A 16482-nucleotide genomic window follows, 5' to 3' on the forward strand; every position below is an offset into this window, starting at 1 on the left:
GGCAGACAGGTCTGTCTGCTCGGGTGCTCGCACCGTAGCAGACAGACCTGTCTGTGTAGGCTGTTCCCGCACCCCCGTCTGGAGGACCGATGACCGCACCGAACGGGACGCCGATCGCCGCCCGGGACCGCATCCTCGACACGGCCTTCCGGCTGTTCTACGCGCGCGGGCTGCGCGCGGTCGGCGTCGACGCGATCATCGCCGAGTCGGGGGTGGCGAAGGCGACGTTCTACAAGCACTTCCCGGCCAAGGACGACCTGGTCGTGGCCTACCTGGAGAAGGTGGACGGCGTCTGGACCGGCCAACTGCACGCCGCGGCCGAGGCCGCCGGGCCGGACCCCGCCGACCAGTTGGTGGGTCTGTTCGATGCGCTCGCCACCGCCTGCCGGCGGGACGGCTACCGCGGCTGCGCCTTCATCAACGCCGCGGCCGAGTCGACGCCGGGCAGTGGCCCGCACGAGCGCACCGTCGCGCACAAGCAGCAGGTGCTCGCGTGGCTGCGCGAGCTCGCCGGGGAGGCCGGGGCTGAGCAGCCCGAGCGGCTGGCCCGCGCGCTCGCGCTCCTGCTGGACGGCGCACTGTCCAGCGGGGCGCTGGACGCCGACCCCGAGGCGATGGAGGTCGCCCGCGACACCGCGCGGGCCCTGGTGCGGCAGGCGCTGCCCTCCTGAGCAGCTCCCGCGCCCGACCGGACGGCGCGCCGCTCCGGGAAATGGCGCGACGGCGAGTCAGTTCCGGGCTACATTTCGCCGGCCCGTGAACAGCAGCCGGGCGGCATCGCCGCCGCAGGTCCTGCGCGTTGGTCACGAGCACTGCCAGGTGGGCAAGCGTCTCAGGAACGCGCGGGTTCGACTCCCGTTCGCCGTTCGGCGCGCGGTCATCCCGGTTCCCGCGGTCTGCGGCGCTTCGTGCGCTCCCCGCGGGCGCCCGACCGCGCGCCGGACGGTCCGCGCGCACATCGGACGGAGGGAAGGAGGCACGCGTGCAGATCGTCGTCCAGGAATGGGAACGGGCACTGGCCTACCGGGACGGGCGGTTCGAGGAGATCCTCGGACCGGGTCGCCACCGGCGCCGGCGCCGGCGCCGCCGGGTCGTGCGCGTCCTGATCCGTCCGAGGCTCCTCGTCGTCCCCGGCCAGGAGGTGCTGACCGCCGACGGGGTCGCGGTCCGGGTCAGCCTGACCGTCGCCGTCCGCACGGTGGACCCGCGGCGCTGGTTCGAGGCCGTGGAGGACGCCGACGGCTTCGTCTACGCCGCGCTCCAGATCGGACTGCGGGAGGCGGTGGCCGGACGGACCCTCGACGAGCTGCTGGCCGCGCGCGGTCCGCTGGCCGACGCCGTCCGCGAGAGCGTTGTCGCCGGCGCCGAGGCCGTCGGCGTCGCGATCGACAGCCTGGCGCTGCGGGACGTCATGGTGCCTCCCGACATCCGGCGGGCGACGTCGGAGGTGGCGGTGGCGCGTGCGCAGGGGCAGGCGGTCCTGGAACGGGCGCGGTCGGAGGTCGCGGCCACCCGGGCCCTGGCCAATGCCGCCCGGCTGATCGCCGAGCAGCCGGCCCTGCTGCAGCTGCGGACGCTGCAGGCGGTCGAGGCCGGCGGCGCGACCGTCGTTCTCACCCAGGGCCCTGCCGGCGACCTGGGCACCGGGATCCGGCCCGCGTGACGGCCGTGCGCTTCTCCACCTGTCCACCGGGAACAGGTGGGGAAGCGCACGCCCAGGTCCTGCGCGAATCGGCGTTCTGGACCAAGCTCGGGGCATGACCGATAGCTCCGGCCCGCCGTTCCGCGCCGACCACGTCGGCAGCCTGCTCCGCCCGAAGAACCTGCTCGACGCCCGTGCGAAGCATGCCGCCGGCGAGATCGACGACGCCGAGCTGCGCGGCATCGAGGACGAGGCGATCCGTGACGTCGTCCGGATGCAGGCCGACGTCGGGCTGCGCACCGCCACCGACGGCGAGTTCCGCCGCGCCTCGTGGCACATGGACTTCATCTACGCGATCGACGGCATCACGAAGGTGACCGACCAGAACATCGTCGTCCACTTCAAGAACGCCGACGGGACGATCGACTTCACGCCGGCCGGGCTGCACGTCGACGGGCCGCTGTCGATCGACGAGCCGATCTTCGGGCCGGACTTCGCCTTCCTGCAGTCGGTCGTGTCGCCGGAGCAGACGGCGAAGCTCACGATCCCCTCGCCGTCGATGGTCCACTACCGCGGCGGGGCCGCGGCCATCGATCCGAAGGTCTACCCCGACGAGGACGCCTTCTGGGACGCGCTCTCGGCGGCCTACAGCCAGCAGGTCCAGGGCATCGCCGCGCAGGGCTGCACGTACCTGCAGTTCGACGACACCAGCCTGGCCTACCTCAACGACCCCGCCCAGCGCGCCGAGCTCGCCGCCCAGGGCCGCGACGCCGAGCACCTGCACGAGCGCTACATCCGGCAGATCAACAAGGCGCTCGCCGGCCGGCCCGACGGGCTGACGGTCACCACTCACATGTGCCGCGGCAACTTCCGCTCCTCGTGGGTCGCCGAGGGCGGGTACGACTTCGTCGCCGAGGCGCTGTTCGGCGGCCTCGAGGTCGACGGGTTCTTCCTGGAGTACGACGACGCCCGGTCCGGTGGGTTCGAGCCGCTGCGCTTCGTGCCCCCGGGCAAGCGCGTCGTCCTCGGCCTGGTGACGACGAAGCGCCCGGAGCTGGAGAAGAAGGACGACCTCAAGCGCCGGATCGAGGAGGCCTCGAAGTTCGTCCCGCTCGACCAGCTGGCGCTCTCGGGCCAGTGCGGCTTCTCCTCGACCGTCGAGGGCAACGCGCTCACCCGCGACGAGCAGATCGCCAAGCTCGCGCTGATCGTCGAGACGGCCGCGGAGGTCTGGGGCTGATCAGCCGGCCTACGGTCAGCAGGGGAGTACGGCGACGACGGTCCCGGTGCCGGCGTGCCCGGGGGCGCCCGCGTAGCCCGGGTCGGTCCGGATGACCACCAGCGACGTCGACGTCCCGGAGAAGACCGGACCCGACCGGCTGACCGCGCTCGTCACCAGCACCGTCATGTACTCCGGGACGGTCGCGGGCGGCCGGGCACTGTTGCCCGGACGGGACGTCCACGGGGCTCCGCACGACGCGGTGCCGCTCGGCGTGCTCGCGAACCCCTTGAAGGCGGCGGGGGCCGGACCGCCGGTCAGGCCGTTCCGGGCTGCCCACTGCGAGCCCCAGAACGTGACCGTGCTGCCCGGCGACGCGTTCTGGTCGCCGATGAGGAAGTTACCCACGTCCGGCGGCCCGTAGGGCGACGCGAACTGGTGCCCGGGGTACTCGACGACGGAGTTCTCCTCGATCGCCACGGACCAGTCCGCGACCTCGCCCGGGCCCACGGTGAAGCCGACCGTGCCGGAGCCCGGGGTGGGGCCGTCGAGGCTGGGGACGGCCACCTGTGTGCTCGTGCCGGCGAGCGGGACGGGCGTCGTCGTCTGCCTGGTCGCGGCGACCTGCGCGGCGGGAACGAGGTCCACCGGCGTCGGGCCGTCGTTGGTGAACGTCGCCGAGAACAGGTACTCGGTGCCGGGGACCGGGTGGTTGATGGTCACCGCCGCCCCCTGGGCGGACTGGCCGACGACGAGCAGGCACGTCGTGGTGCCCGGATCCGGTGGGCAGGGCGGGAGGCCGGCCGGCAGGGTGATCGACGTGACCGTCTCCGGCGTCATCAGCACGAAGAACCGGAACTGCGCCTGCGTGTACGAGGGGTCCCGGACGGTGATCCCGGCGGTCATCTGCTGCGTGCCGCCCGGAGCGACCGTCGTCGTGTCCAGGCTCCGGAACGAGTCGAAGCCCGGCTGGAAGGCCAGCGGCGGGTTGCCCTCACCGGTCGGGGAGAAGAAGGCGTCGAGCGAGAGGTCCTCGACCCGCATCTGGTTTGGGTCGCAGACGACCGGCGGCCCGGGCTGGCCGGGCAGCGCGAGGGTGTCGGTCCAGGTGACCGGGAACGTCGTCCCGGACCGCGTCACGTCGCCGTCGGGGCAGGCGACGGTGTCCTGGGCCAGCCCCGGGAAGTCGGCCGGCGCCCAGCCGCTGCCGACGGTGATCGCCGGGGCGGTCACGGGCACGCCGTCAGTGGTGTTGGTCAGGCTGAACGCCCATCCCTGGTGACCCGCCTGGGTGTCGGTGGCGGACACGGACTGGGAGAGGTCCACCCCGGGCGCGGCCGGCGCCGGCAGGATCTCGAACTGGGTGTGCGACACCCCCGCGACCAGGGACAGCTCTGACTCCGCCGACGCCGGTCCCGCGGAGGCGAGCGCGCTGCCGGCCAGCACGCCGGACAGGACGGCGACCCGGAGGCGTCGGCCGGCGACGGATCGTCGGACTCCCATGGCGGTACCCCTGTCGTGGCGGTTCGAGCGGCCTGCCACCGAGGTTGCCAACTCGCGGCCGCGCCGCTCAGGGCCGAGCGGCAGCCGGTGACGGGACCTTCGTCGGGCGGGCGCGGCGCGTCAGCGGGTGCGGACGAGGGTGAACTCGACCTTGTCCTCGACGAAGAACGCCTGCGACCAGCTGACCGGGCGGCCGTCGCTCAGGTACTGCACCTGGTCGAGGCAGACGTACAGCGGCCGCTGCGGGCGGCGCTCGCCCCAGCCGACCGACTCGTCGTACACGGCGTGGACGTGTGCCACGGCCTGCACCGGCAGCAGGCCGAGGGGCTCCATGAACTCGAAGACCGACCCGGTGATGCCGGCCGGGTCCACGCCCTCGGGGAGGATCGCGGCGTCGATGAGGTCGTGCTCGAAGGCCACCACGTCGTCGTCGGCGAGGAAGCAGCGCTCGATCGCGATCACCGGCATGCCCGGTGCGCCCTCGAACCGCTCGGCCTCCTCGGCCGTCGCCGGGCGCACCTCGCGGGAGCGGTAGACGACCTCGCAGCTGTAGCCCTGCTCGGCGATGATCCGGGTGGTCGAGCGCAGCTCCTGCAGCCCTGCCTGGATGCCGCCCTGGTGCGAGGTGACGAAGGTGCCCGCGCCGTGCCGCACCCGCAGCATGCCGCCGTCGACCAGCCGGGCCACCGCGCTGCGCACGGTCGGGCGGCTGACGCCGTACTCGGCGGCCAGCTCCTGCTCCGACGGGATCCGGTGACCGGGCTCCCAGTGGCCCTCGGCGATGCGCTGCCGCAGTCTGTCGGCGAGCTGCGCGGGGAGGGGACGCGCGTCCCGCAACGGAGTGTTCACACCCATCCCTCCCGCGTCGCTCTTGACGTGCGGGCGACCCCGCCGAGATAGTCGGAGCCTACTGGACGACAGACGTCAGACGACTTACAGGAGCCCCCCATGCTCGGACGACGCCCCTCCCTCTTCACGGCGCTCTCGGCGGGGGCGTTGAGCCTCACGGTGCTCGCCGGCTGCAACGCCAGCTCCAGCGGAGGCGGCGACGACGAGGGGAGCAGCGAGAGCGGTCCCAGCCTCATCCTGATCACCCCCGAGCCGGTCGGCGTGAACCCGTTCCTGCAGCTCGCGGTCGACGGCGTGAACCAGGCGGCCGACGACGCCGGCGGCGAGGCGCGGATCTTCGAGAGCCAGGACCCGACCAACATCCAGCAGCAGATGGACGCCGCCATCGCCGACGCCCCCGACGTCCTCGCGGTCGTCGGCTTCGAGTTCGCCGACTCCGTGGCGGCGGCCGCGCAGGCCAACCCCGAGCAGCAGTTCCTCTTCGTCGACGCCTGCACCGCGGAGTCGTTCGACAACGTCACCTGCGCGGTGTTCCGCGAGCACGAGGGCGTGTACCTCGCCGGCGTCGAGGCCGGGCTGCTCAGCGAGTCCGGCCAGGTCGGCGCCGTCGTCGCGCTGGACACCCCCCAGATCCGCCGCTTCTCCGACCCGTTCGGCGCCGGCGCGCAGTCGGTGGACCCGGCGATCGGGTTCACCCCGCTCTACGTCGGCGGGAACAGCCCGTTCAACGACCCGGCCCGCGCCAAGGAGCAGGCGCTCGCCCTGGTCGCGCGCGGCGCCGACTACGTCATGGCCGCCGCTGCGGCGGGCAACCTCGGCGTCTTCGACGCGGCCGAGGACGGCGCGTTCCAGGCCTTCGGCGTCGACGTGAACCAGTGCCCCGACGCGCCGGGTCACGTCGTCGACAACGTCATCAAGGAGGTCGACGTCGTCACCGCCGACAGCATCGCGAAGATCCTCGACGGCGAGGGCGGAGGCCTGGTCTCCTACGGCCTCGAGGAGGGCGGCGTGACGCTCACCGGCCTGGAGGACGGCGTCGACGAGTCCGAGTGCCTCATCGCCGACCACCCCGACGTCATCGCCGAGGTCGAGGCGGTCCGCGACCAGATCGTCTCCGGCGAGGTGACCGTGGATGACCCGGCCGAAGGCTGAGCCGGCCGGCCCCACCGGGCCCGCCGGGCAACCGGCGGGCCCGCCCCGGGTGGCGATGGCCGGGATCGCCAAGCGCTTCGGCGACGTCGTCGCCAACGACGCGGCCGACCTCGAACTGGCCGCGGGGGAGATCCACGCGCTCGTCGGCGAGAACGGGGCCGGCAAGTCCACCCTGATGTCGGTGCTCTACGGCCTGCTCGCCCCCGACGAGGGCGAGATCCGGGTCGACGGGCAGCCGGTCCGCTTCCGGTCGCCGGTGGACGCCGTCGAGGCCGGCATGGGCATGGTCCACCAGGCGTTCCGGCTGTTCCCCTCGATGACGGTCGCCGAGAACGTCGTGTACCGGGCCGAGACCCGCGGCACGGCCGGGCTGCTCGACCGCCGCGCCGCGGTCCGGGCGGTTCAGGACCTCTCCGAGCGCTACGGCCTGCGGGTCGACCCGCAGGCGCGGGTGCGCTCCCTGTCGGTGGGGGTCCTGCAGCGGGTGGAGATCCTCAAGGCGCTGCACCGCGACGCGCAGGTGCTCATCCTCGACGAGCCGACCGCGGTGCTCACCCCGCAGGAAACCCGCCTGCTCTTCGACGTGCTGCGCGGCCTGCGCGACGCCGGCCGCACGGTCGTCATCGTCACGCACAAGCTCGGCGAGGTCCTCGAGCTCAGCGACCGGGTGACCGTGCTCCGCGACGGGCGCACGGTCGCCCGCCTGGTGACCGCCGAGACCACCGGCGCCGAGATCGCCCGGCACATGACCGGCCGCGCCGTCGACCTCGACGGCCACCACGTGCCCGGCACACCCGGGGCGCCGGTGCTGCACGTGGAGGGGCTCACGGTCGGCCCCCCGAGCGGCCGTCCGGTCGTCGACGACGTCAGCCTCTCGGTCCGCGCAGGGGAGATCGTCGGCATCGCCGGCGTCGCAGGCAACGGGCAGGTCGAACTGCTGGAGGCCATCGCCGGGCTGCGGCCGGCCCGCGACGGGTCGGTCCGGGTCGGCGCCACGCTGCTCGACGGGTACTCGGCCGGCCGGCGCCGCGAGGCCGGCATCGCCTACATCCCGGAGGACCGGGCCGCCACCGGATCGGCCGTCGCCGCCTCGGTGGCCGACAACCTGGCCATCGGGTTCCACCGCCGGCAGCCGCTGCGCAAGGGCTGGCGGCTGGACCGCGGCGCGGTGCGCGAGCACGCCCGCCGCATCATCGAGCACTTCGACATCAAGGTGAGCAGCCCGTCGGTGCCCGCCGGCACGCTCTCGGGCGGCAACCTGCAGAAGCTGGTCGTCGGCCGGGAGATGGCGCACGACGCGCCGGTGCTCCTGGTCGACCAGCCCACGCGCGGGGTCGACATCGGTGCCATCGAGAACATCCACGCCCGGCTGCGCGCCTACCGGGACGCCGGGCACGCCGTGCTCCTGGCGTCGGCGGAGCTCAGCGAGCTCATGGCCCTGGCCGACCGGCTGCTGGTCATGTTCGGCGGGCGGGTGGTGGCCGACCTCGCCCGCGCGGACGCGACGGAGGAGAACGTGGGTCTGGCCATGGCCGGCCTGGCGACGCGGGAGGTCGCCTCGTGACGACGACACCGACCGCCCCCGCCACGACGCCGGCCGGCCGCGTGCGCGCCGTGCTGCGTTCCCCGATCCTGCTCTCGGTGCTGGGCGCGCTGCTGATCGGCGCGGTCATGCTGCTCGGCGCCGGCGGCAACCCGTTCGAGGCCTACGCCGCGATGGTGGAGGGCGCCTTCGGGCCGACCCAGTGGCGCAACACCCTGATCGTCGCCGTCCCCGTGGTCGGCATGGCGCTCGCCGTCGCCGTCCCCCTGCGGGCCGGTGTGGTCAACCTCGGCGGCGAGGGGCAGATCGTGCTCGGCGGCATCACCGCCGCCGTCGTGGCGGCGGGCGTCGACCTGCCGGCGCCGCTGTCGCTGGTCGTCGCGCTGGGCGCCGGGACGCTGGCCGGTGCGCTGCTGGGCGCGCTGCCCGCCGTCCTGGAGAACCGCCTCGGGGTGCCGCTGCTGGTCAGCTCGCTGCTGATCTCCTACCCGGTGGTCGCCCTGGCGTCCTACCTCGTGCGCTTCCCGCTGCGCGACCCCGGCACCGGCCTGCCGCAGAGCCGGGTGTTCGACGAGGCGTACCGGATGCCGGTGTTCGCCGGCATCGGGCTGTCCGCGCTGATCCTCGTGGTCGTCATCGCGCTGGTCGTGCAGGTCGACTCGCGGACCCCCTTCGGCTACGAGGTGCGGCTGACCGGGCACAACCGGCGGTTCACCGAGTACGCCGGCGTCGCGGTGCCCCGGATGGTGACCCGGCTGATGGCCACCGGCGGGGGGATCGCCGGGCTGATCGGGGCGATGGTGGTCACCTCGGTGCCCTACCGGTTCATCGACGGCGCCCTCGTGGTCCCGGCCTACACGTGGACCGGGCTGCTCGCCGCCCTGCTCGCCCGCGCCAACCCGCTGGGGGCCGTGGCCGCGGGGGTCTTCTTCGCTGCGCTCCAGGTCGGCGGGTTCGGCATGGAGCGGGAGACCGAGGTGCCGCGCGAGCTCAGCTCGATCCTGCAGGCGACCGTGATCGTCATCCTCGCCGCGACGGTGGCGGCCACCGCCCGCCGGGCCCGCACCCGGAAGGACGCCGCATGAGTGTTCTGGCCGAGCTGCTCGACGCCTCGATCGTCCCGTCGATCCTGCGCGCGCTCACCCCGGTGCTGCTGGCCGCGCTGGGCGGTGCGATCTGCGCGAAGGCCGGCGTCTTCAACGTCGGGCTCGAGGGCTTCATGCTCGTCGGTGCGTTCGCTGCCGTCGCCGGCAGCTGGTTCACCGGCTCGGCGTGGGTCGGCGTGCTGGCCGGGATGCTCGCCGGCGCCGCCATGGCGGCCCTGCTGGCCATCGCGTCGGTCAAGTACGGCGGCGACGAGATCATCGTGGGCATCGCGCTGAACCTGCTGGCGGTCGGGTTGACCGCGTTCCTGCTGCGGACCGTGTTCGGCAAGCAGGGCACGTTCACCGACCCCGACCTGCAGGGCCTGCCCACGATCCTCGGGCAGACCCCGCTCACCTACCTGGCCTGGCTGCTCGTGCCGGTGCTCGCGGTGTTCCTGCGCCGGCACGTCTGGGGCTTCCGGCTGCAGGGCGTCGGCGAGGCGCCCGAGGCCGCCCGCAGCCTCGGTGTCGACACCGCGCGCTACCGCTACGGCGCGGTGCTGGTCAGCGGCCTGCTGTGCGGGCTGGGCGGCGCCCAGCTGTCGCTGGGCAACGTGGTGCTCTTCTCGCACAACATGACCGCCGGCCGCGGGTGGGTCGCCGTCGTCGCCGTGCTGCTCGCCCAGGCGGCGCCCGTCGGGGTGCTGTTCGCGGCGCTGCTGTTCGCGACGGCGGAGGCGCTCGGCTTCCGGCTGCAGGGCGTCGGCCTGCCCTCCCAGATCGCGCAGGCCACCCCGTACGTGCTCACCCTGGTCGCGCTGATCGTGGCCAGCATGCGCGCCCGCCGGGCCCTCGGGCGGGCCCCGACTGCGCCGCCGCCGTCCGAGGACCGACCACCCGTGGCCGATCCGGCCGCCAGCACCCACCTGTCCCGGGAGTGACGGGGCCCGCCCCCGTCGTCCCCGTCCCGTCGCACAGCTCGGAGAACCCCACATGACCGTCGACGTACCCGTGCCCACGATCATCAGCCAGAACGTGCTGATCGAGCCGGACGCGGTGCGCATCCTCGACCGACGGGTCTTCCCGTTCGAGAAGAGCTGGGTGACCTGCCGGAACCACGAGGACGTCGCGAAGGCGATCGAGGACATGGTGACCCAGAGCAGCGGCCCGCTGTTCGCCGCGGCCGGCGGGATGACCCTCGCCGCGCGCGACGCCGACCGGCTGTCCACCCTCGAGCAGCGGCGCGAGTTCATGGCCGCCGCCGGGCACCGGCTGGTGAACACCCGGAAGACCAACAACCAGATTCGCGACGTCGTCGCCGAACTGCTGGCGGTCGCCACGGCCACCCTCGACGCCGGGGAGCCGCTGGCCGAGACGGTCGAGCGGGCCGCGCTGGCCGCCGGCGACCGGTACCTCGACCGCAGCCGGAAGCTGGGGGAGCACGCCGCCGAGCTGATCCCCGACGGTGCCACGGTGCTCACCCACTGCTGGGCGGAGTCCTACATCACCCAGACCATGGCCGCGGTGCTGCGCTCCGGCAAGCGGGTCGACGCCATCTGCACGGAGACCCGGCCCTACCTGCAGGGCGCCCGGCTCACCTCGGAGAGCCTGGCCGAGATGGGTGTGCCCACCCGGCTGATCACCGACGGCATGGCCGCGCACCTGATGAGCCGCGGGGAGATCACCCGCTTCGTCACCGCCGCCGACCGCATCACCATGGACGGCCACGTCGTCAACAAGATCGGCACGCTGCAGATCGCCATCTCCGCGCACGCCTTCGACGTCCCCTTCGTCGCTCTCGTGCACGCCCCGGACGCGCAGGCGCCGTCGGCGGACGACGTCGAGATGGAGGACCGCGACGGCGACGAGGTGCTGCACTGCCTCGGCCGCCGCACCGCGTCGCACCGGGTGACCGGCATCTACCCGGCGTTCGACATCACCCCGCCGCGGTACGTGCGCACCGTCGTCACCGACCGCGGCCGGTTCTCCCCGCAGGACCTGCACTCCTACTACGCGGGGGAGCAGGCATGAGCGACCTCCTGCCGGTGACGCAGATCCCGCGCACCGGCCTGCCGCCGCGCGCCGTCGTCGTCGGCGACCCGTTCCGGGCGGAACGCATGGCGAAGCGCCTCGACGACGCCGTCGAGGTGGCCTGGGCCCGCGAGTACCGCACGTTCCGCGGCACGTGGCAGGGCGCCGAGGTGCTCGTCTCCTCGCACGGCGTGGGCGGGCCGGGCGCGATCTGCCTGTTCCAGGAACTGACCGACGCCGGGGTGCGCACGGTCCTGCGGCTGGGCACGGCCGGCGCGATGCAGCCGGGCATCGGCGACGGCGACCTGGTCATCGCCGAGGCGTGCGTCCGCGACGACGGCGTCACCCAGCAGCTCGTGCCGCCGGAGTACCCCGCCGTCAGCAGCCCGGAGGCGGTGCTCGCGCTGGCCGCCGCCGCCCGCGAGCGGCACGCGCCGCACCACCGCGGGCTGGTGTGGACCCGCGCGGCCTTCTACCCGGGCCTGCTGCCGGTGCCGATGCCCGCGTACGTGCAGGCCGGCGTGCTCGCCATCGAGATGGAGCTCTCGGCGCTGCTGGTGCACGGCTCGCTGCACGGGCTGACGACCGGCGGCGTCCTGGTCATCGACGGCGTCGCGGCCGACGAGCTGCGGGAGACCACCGGCTACGACCCGCACCGCGAGGTCGTCGCCGCCGGCGTCGAGCGCGGTATGGACGTCGCGCTGGACGCGCTGGTCCGACTCGGATGAGGCCGGCCGACCTGCTGGTCACCGGCGGGACGGTGCTCACCGTCGACGGTCCGGGCACGGTCGTCGTCGACGGTGCGGTGGCCGTGCGGGACGGCGAGATCGTGGCGGTCGGCCCGGCCGCGGAGGTGGCGCGGGAGTTCGAGCCGGCGCAGACGCTGGACGCCACCGGCTGCCTGGTGCTGCCGGGCCTGGTCAACACCCACGCGCACCTCGCGATGAACCTCTTCCGCGGCGAGGCCGACGACGTCTCGCTCGAGCAGTTCCTGGAGCGGCTGCTGGCCGCCGAGCTGGCGCAGCTCGACGCCACGTCGGTGGCGGTCGGGGTCGAGGCGGCGCTGGCCGAGAGCCTGCGGGGCGGCGTCACGACGGCGCTGGACATGTACTGGTACCCGGAGGCGGCCAGCGAGGTCGCCGACCGGGTCGGCTTCCGGCTGCTCAACGGCCCCTCGTTCATGGACGTGATCGACCCGGACGGCCGCGACTTCGACGCGAGGATGGCCTGGGCCGAGGAGCTGCTGACCGCCCGCCGCGACGCCGACCCGGCCGCGCCGGCCTGGGTCATGCCGCACTCGGCCTACATGCTCTCGCGCGACCAGCTCGAGCGGGTCATGGACCTGGCGGTCCGGTTCGACGCCCGCGTGCACGTGCACGCGGCGGAGAGCCCGGGGGAGGACGACGCCGTCCGCGCCCGCCACCGTGGCCGGCCGCTGCCCGTCCTCGGCCTCGCCGGGGTGCTCGGCCCGGGCACCGTCGTCGCGCACGCCGTGCAGCTCGACGACACCGACATCGAGCTCCTGGCCGCCTCCGGCACCGCGGTCGCGCACTGCCCGGTGTCCAACCTCAACCTCGGCTGCGGCATCGCGCCGCTGCCCGAGCTGCTGGCGGCCGGCGTCCCGGTGGGGATCGGCACCGACGGCGCGGCCTCGGCCGGTGCGCTGGACATGTTCGCCGGCATCCGGCTGGCGGCGCTGCTGCACAAGGGCGTGACGCGGGATCCGCGCACCGTCGGCGCCGAGCGGGCGGTCCGGATGGCCACCGCCGGGGGCGCCGCCGTGCTCGGGCTGGGCGACCGGATCGGGTCGCTCACCGTCGGACGGCGCGCCGACCTGGTGGTCTGCGACGCCGACCGGCCGCACGTCGCGCCCAACACCGACCCGTGGTCGGCCGTCGCCTATGGCCTGACCGCCGCCGACGTGCGGCACACCGTCGTCGACGGCCGGGTGCTGCTGCGCGACCGCGTGCTCACCACCATCGACGAGCGGGCCGTGCTGGACGAGATCACCGCCCTGCGCCGCCGGCGCACGGCGGGGGAGGAGACGCCGTGAAGGCACCGCGGACGACCGACGACCTGCTCGACCAGCTCGCCGAGGTGGGGCGGATGGCTGTGGGTGGTGGCCTGGCGCTGGCCAGCGGCGGGAACCTCTCGGCCCGCCTGCCGGGCAGCAGCGAGTTCGTCGTCACCGGTGCGGGCACCTGGCTGGACCGGCTGACCCCCGCCGATTTCACGGTCATGTCCCTGGACGGCGAGGTGCGCGGCGGCGCGGTGCAGGACGGCGTGACGCGGCCCTCGAGCGAGTGGAAGCTGCACCAGCGGACCTACCGGGTGCGCCCCGACGTCAACGCCGTCGTGCACCTGCACCCGCAGCACGCTGTGCTCGTCGACGCGCTGGGGCACCGGATCCGGCTGATCACGCTCGACCACGCCTACTACGTGCGGTCGGTCGGCACCGTGCCCTACTTCCCGAACGGTTCCGACGAGCTGGCCGACGGGGCCGCGGAGCAGGCGCGCGACCACGACTGCGTGGTGCTGTCGCACCACGGCTGCTCGGCGCTGGGGGCCGACATCGGGATGGCCTACCGGCGGGCCCTGAACCTGGAGGAGGCCGCCACGGCCACCTACCGGTGCCTCGCGGTCGGCGACACGGTCACCGAGTTCCCCGCGGATGCCTTCGCGGACCTCCACCACGCCTGACCGGGGTCACGCCTCGCCGGGCCGGACCAGACCCGACTCGTAGGCCAGCACCACGGCCTGGACCCGGTCGCGGAGCGCCAGCTTCGCGAGCACGTGGGTGACGTGGGTGCGCACCGTCGTGCCGCTGATGAACAGCTCGGCGGCGATCTCGTCGTTGCTCCGCCCGCGCCCCATGAGGGTGAGCACCTCGCGCTCCCGTTCGGTGAGGACGTCGAGCGCCGCGGGCGGCTGCGCGCCCGGCGGCGGCCGGCGGGCGAAGTCCTCCATCATCCGGCGCAGGACGCCGGGGGCGAGCAGGGCGTCGCCGCCCGCGACGGTGCGGACGCCGGCGGCCAGGTCCGCCGGGGCGATGTCCTTGACGAGGAACCCGCTGGCCCCGGCGCGGATCGCCTCGTACACGTACTCGTCGAGGTCGAACGTCGTGAGCACCAGCACGCGGACGCCGACCGGCGCCGTGGCGAGCAACCGGCGCGTGGCCTCCAGCCCGTCCATGCCCGGCATCCGGATGTCCATCAGGACCACGTCGGGGACCAGCTGCACGGCCAGCGCCACGGCGGAGGCACCGTCGGCGGCCTCGCCGACGACGGTCATGTCGGGCTGGGCGTCGATCATCAGTCGGAAGCCACCGCGCACCAGCGCCTGGTCGTCGGCCACCAGGACGCGGATCACGCCTCCACCGCCGTCAACGGGAGCCGGGCGTGCACGCGGTAGCCGCCCTCGGGACGTCGCCCGTGCTCGAGCTCGCCTCCGTAGAGCGCCGCGCGCTCTCGCATCCCGCCCAGCCCGAAGCCGCCTCCGCCGTCGCCCCCGGGGCCCGGGCCGCCGTCGTCGAGCACCTCGACGTCGAGGTCGTCCCGGCCGTAGCGGATCCGCACGGTCACGCGCGCGCCAGCCGCGTGCTTGAGCGCGTTGGTCACGGCCTCCTGGGCGATCCGGTACGCCGTGAGATCGACCCCCGCGGGCAGGGGCCGCGGCGGGCCCTCCACGTCCACGGCGAGGTCGACGCCGGAGCTGCGGAGCTGGTCGGCGAGCTGCGCGAGCTGGGCCAGCCCGGGCTGCGGCCCGTACTCCGGACGCTCGCCGTCCCCGGTGCGCAGCACGCCGAGCAGCCGTCGCAGCTCGAGTCGGGCATCCCGGCCGGTGCGCTGGATGGCCTGGAGGGACTCGCGCACCTGGTCGGGATCCCGGTCGAGGACCTGCTCGGCGGCCCCGGCCTGGACGACCATGACGCTGACGCTGTGGCTGATGATGTCGTGCAGCTCGCGGGCGATCCGGCCGCGCTCCTCGGCCACGGCGGCCCGCGCCTTCTCCTCGCGGTCCACCTCGGCCCGCACCGCTCGGGCGAAGTGCGCGTCCGCGCGCTGCTGGCGGACGCGCATGCCGCGGCCGGCCAGCCACGCGCCGACCAGGAAGGCGAGGATGAACGCGTAGTCGGCCAGGTCGTTCGTCGTCCGGGCCACGAACAGCACCTCGGCGGCGACGCCGAGGCCGAGCCCCGCCCAGGAGGACCGAGCCGAGCCGTGGGCAGCCGCGGAGTACACCGCCACGAGGACGACGAGATACGGCGCGAGCGAGCCGCGCGGCGGGGTCAGCAGGGTCCAGGTGACGTACACCGCGGCGACGGCGGTCAAGGCCGGGAGGGGACGGCGGCGGCGCCACACCATCGGGACGGTCATCGCCAGACCCAGGACGGCCGCGAGCGAGCGGGTGCCCTGCTCGTCCTCCACCCACCAGATCCAGACCTCGGCCTGCACCGCGAGCGCCAGGGCCAGCGCGACGAGGACGTCCTCGCCCGCTGCACCCCGGAGGCGTTCGGGCACCACGGCGCGAAAGTAGCGCCGGCGCCGTCCCCGCACATCGTCGCCGGCGACGAGGGCGCTCCACGCGAGTGACGATCGGCTGACCTGCGGGGACGCGGACGCGACGAGATGAAGACCGTCTCCCGCGACGACGCGACGGGAGTGCCGGGATTCCTAGCGTTCGTCGCGTCCCGCACCGACCCCGAGGAGCCCCCGATGCGACGCCTCACCGTCCTGAGCCTGATCGCCGCCCCCGCCCTGCTGCTGACCTCCGAGCTGGTCTCCCCGGACCTCTCCGACAACGGCACCGAGTCCCTCGCCGTCGTCGCCGCCCAGCCCGGCCGGCTGAGCGCCTGGATCTGGCTGGGCATCGCCTCGGCCGTCCTGTTCGTCCCGGCCGTCACCGGCGTCGCCCGTCTGCTGCGCCGCCGTGGCGGCGTCGCCGGGGGCGTGGGCGCCGCCCTCGCCGTCGTCGGCGCGTTCGGCTACGCCGTCCACCAGGGGCTGTTCCTGCAGTTGCCCGCCCTGGTCGAGGGTGACCCCGCCGAGATGGCCGCGCTGTACGAGCGGCAGGGAGAGAGCGCCGCGGTCGCCGTCGTCACGTTCCTGCTCTTCCTGGGACCGCTGATGATCGGGCTGCTGCTGCTCGGCATCGGGCTGCACCGGTCCGGCGTGGCGCCGCTGTGGCCGGCCGTCGCGATCGCGCTGGCCGTCCTGCCCAGCGCCGTCCCGCTGCCCGTCGACGTCGCCTTCGCGCCGTTCGTGCTGCTCATCGCGGGGATGGCGGGGTGGGCGGCAGCGGTGCTCCGGGGGCCGCGGGCGGGGGAGCTCGTCGCCGCCTAATGGGGCTTACCGGGCCCGCCGGTCTCTGGCAGGTTCGGCGCCGGTAGCGGCCGGTGGGTCAGCACTCTCGCCGCCTGGAACGGGTTGGATTCCTAGGGTCAGATCGTGCGCCCACC

General features: G+C 74.2%; 16 protein-coding genes. 12 read left to right on the forward strand and 4 right to left on the reverse strand.

Annotated elements, in window-relative coordinates; all coding sequences use genetic code 11:
• Window positions 1-89: 89 nt before the first annotated feature.
• The 3 genes from ABD644_RS20075 (at window position 90) to ABD644_RS20085 (ending at window position 2882) form a co-directional block, all read left to right on the forward strand.
• On the forward strand, window positions 90-671 hold the full coding sequence (locus tag ABD644_RS20075; protein WP_344690832.1) for a TetR/AcrR family transcriptional regulator: 582 nt from the start codon (window positions 90-92) through the stop codon (window positions 669-671).
• 311 nt (window positions 672-982) lie between these two features.
• A complete protein-coding gene (locus tag ABD644_RS20080) occupies window positions 983-1663 on the forward strand; it encodes a slipin family protein (RefSeq protein ID WP_344690833.1) in 681 nt (226 codons plus the stop codon).
• 94 nt (window positions 1664-1757) lie between these two features.
• Complete coding sequence (locus tag ABD644_RS20085) at window positions 1758-2882, forward strand: 5-methyltetrahydropteroyltriglutamate--homocysteine S-methyltransferase (RefSeq protein ID WP_344690834.1); 1125 nt, start codon at window positions 1758-1760, stop codon at window positions 2880-2882.
• Between the two features lie 15 nt (window positions 2883-2897).
• On the opposite strand, the gene ABD644_RS20090 is transcribed toward ABD644_RS20085, so the two are convergent.
• Together ABD644_RS20090 and ABD644_RS20095 are read right to left on the reverse strand one after the other, a co-directional pair.
• Entirely contained in the window at window positions 2898-4364 is a 1467-nt protein-coding gene (locus tag ABD644_RS20090) for a hypothetical protein (protein WP_344690835.1), read from the reverse strand.
• Between the two features lie 120 nt (window positions 4365-4484).
• Entirely contained in the window at window positions 4485-5213 is a 729-nt protein-coding gene (locus ABD644_RS20095; protein ID WP_344690836.1) for a GntR family transcriptional regulator, read from the reverse strand.
• A 99-nt stretch (window positions 5214-5312) separates the two neighbouring features.
• On the opposite strand from ABD644_RS20095, the gene ABD644_RS20100 reads away from it, so the two are divergent.
• From ABD644_RS20100 to ABD644_RS20135, 8 genes are read left to right on the forward strand one after another with little or no spacing between them, the layout of a single operon-like run.
• Entirely contained in the window at window positions 5313-6365 is a 1053-nt protein-coding gene (locus tag ABD644_RS20100; RefSeq protein WP_344690837.1) for a BMP family lipoprotein, read from the forward strand.
• On the forward strand, window positions 6346-7929 hold the full coding sequence (locus ABD644_RS20105; protein WP_344690838.1) for an ABC transporter ATP-binding protein: 1584 nt from the start codon (window positions 6346-6348) through the stop codon (window positions 7927-7929). The genes ABD644_RS20100 and ABD644_RS20105 overlap by 20 nt, the downstream gene beginning before the upstream one ends.
• Entirely contained in the window at window positions 7926-8993 is a 1068-nt protein-coding gene (locus tag ABD644_RS20110; RefSeq protein ID WP_344690839.1) for an ABC transporter permease, read from the forward strand. Before ABD644_RS20105 ends, ABD644_RS20110 begins: the two co-directional genes overlap by 4 nt.
• A complete protein-coding gene (locus tag ABD644_RS20115) occupies window positions 8990-9934 on the forward strand; it encodes an ABC transporter permease (RefSeq protein ID WP_344690840.1) in 945 nt (314 codons plus the stop codon). The genes ABD644_RS20110 and ABD644_RS20115 overlap by 4 nt, the downstream gene beginning before the upstream one ends.
• Before the next feature lie 52 nt (window positions 9935-9986).
• Window positions 9987-11024 (forward strand): s-methyl-5-thioribose-1-phosphate isomerase, encoded by a 1038-nt coding sequence (locus tag ABD644_RS20120; protein ID WP_344690841.1) that lies wholly within the window; start codon window positions 9987-9989, stop codon window positions 11022-11024.
• Window positions 11021-11752 (forward strand): nucleoside phosphorylase, encoded by a 732-nt coding sequence (locus ABD644_RS20125; protein ID WP_344690842.1) that lies wholly within the window; start codon window positions 11021-11023, stop codon window positions 11750-11752. Before ABD644_RS20120 ends, ABD644_RS20125 begins: the two co-directional genes overlap by 4 nt.
• Entirely contained in the window at window positions 11749-13077 is a 1329-nt protein-coding gene (locus tag ABD644_RS20130) for an amidohydrolase family protein (RefSeq protein ID WP_344690843.1), read from the forward strand. The genes ABD644_RS20125 and ABD644_RS20130 overlap by 4 nt, the downstream gene beginning before the upstream one ends.
• Window positions 13074-13724: a class II aldolase/adducin family protein gene (locus ABD644_RS20135; RefSeq protein WP_344690844.1), complete on the forward strand. Its 651-nt coding sequence runs from the start codon at window positions 13074-13076 to the stop codon at window positions 13722-13724. Before ABD644_RS20130 ends, ABD644_RS20135 begins: the two co-directional genes overlap by 4 nt.
• Before the next feature lie 6 nt (window positions 13725-13730).
• Here the strand turns inward: ABD644_RS20135 and ABD644_RS20140 are convergent, their stop codons facing one another.
• Entirely contained in the window at window positions 13731-14393 is a 663-nt protein-coding gene (locus ABD644_RS20140) for a response regulator (RefSeq protein ID WP_344690845.1), read from the reverse strand.
• Entirely contained in the window at window positions 14390-15547 is a 1158-nt protein-coding gene (locus tag ABD644_RS20145; RefSeq protein WP_344690846.1) for a sensor histidine kinase, read from the reverse strand. The genes ABD644_RS20140 and ABD644_RS20145 overlap by 4 nt, the downstream gene beginning before the upstream one ends.
• A 105-nt stretch (window positions 15548-15652) precedes the next feature.
• On the opposite strand from ABD644_RS20145, the gene ABD644_RS20150 reads away from it, so the two are divergent.
• Window positions 15653-16366 carry a hypothetical protein gene (locus ABD644_RS20150; protein ID WP_344690847.1) on the forward strand — a complete coding sequence of 238 codons (714 nt, stop codon included), beginning with the start codon at window positions 15653-15655 and terminating at the stop codon, window positions 16364-16366.
• Window positions 16367-16482 lie beyond the last annotated feature (116 nt).

This window comes from Blastococcus jejuensis, assembly GCF_039534705.1.
Lineage (GTDB): Bacteria > Actinomycetota > Actinomycetes > Mycobacteriales > Geodermatophilaceae > Blastococcus_B > Blastococcus_B jejuensis.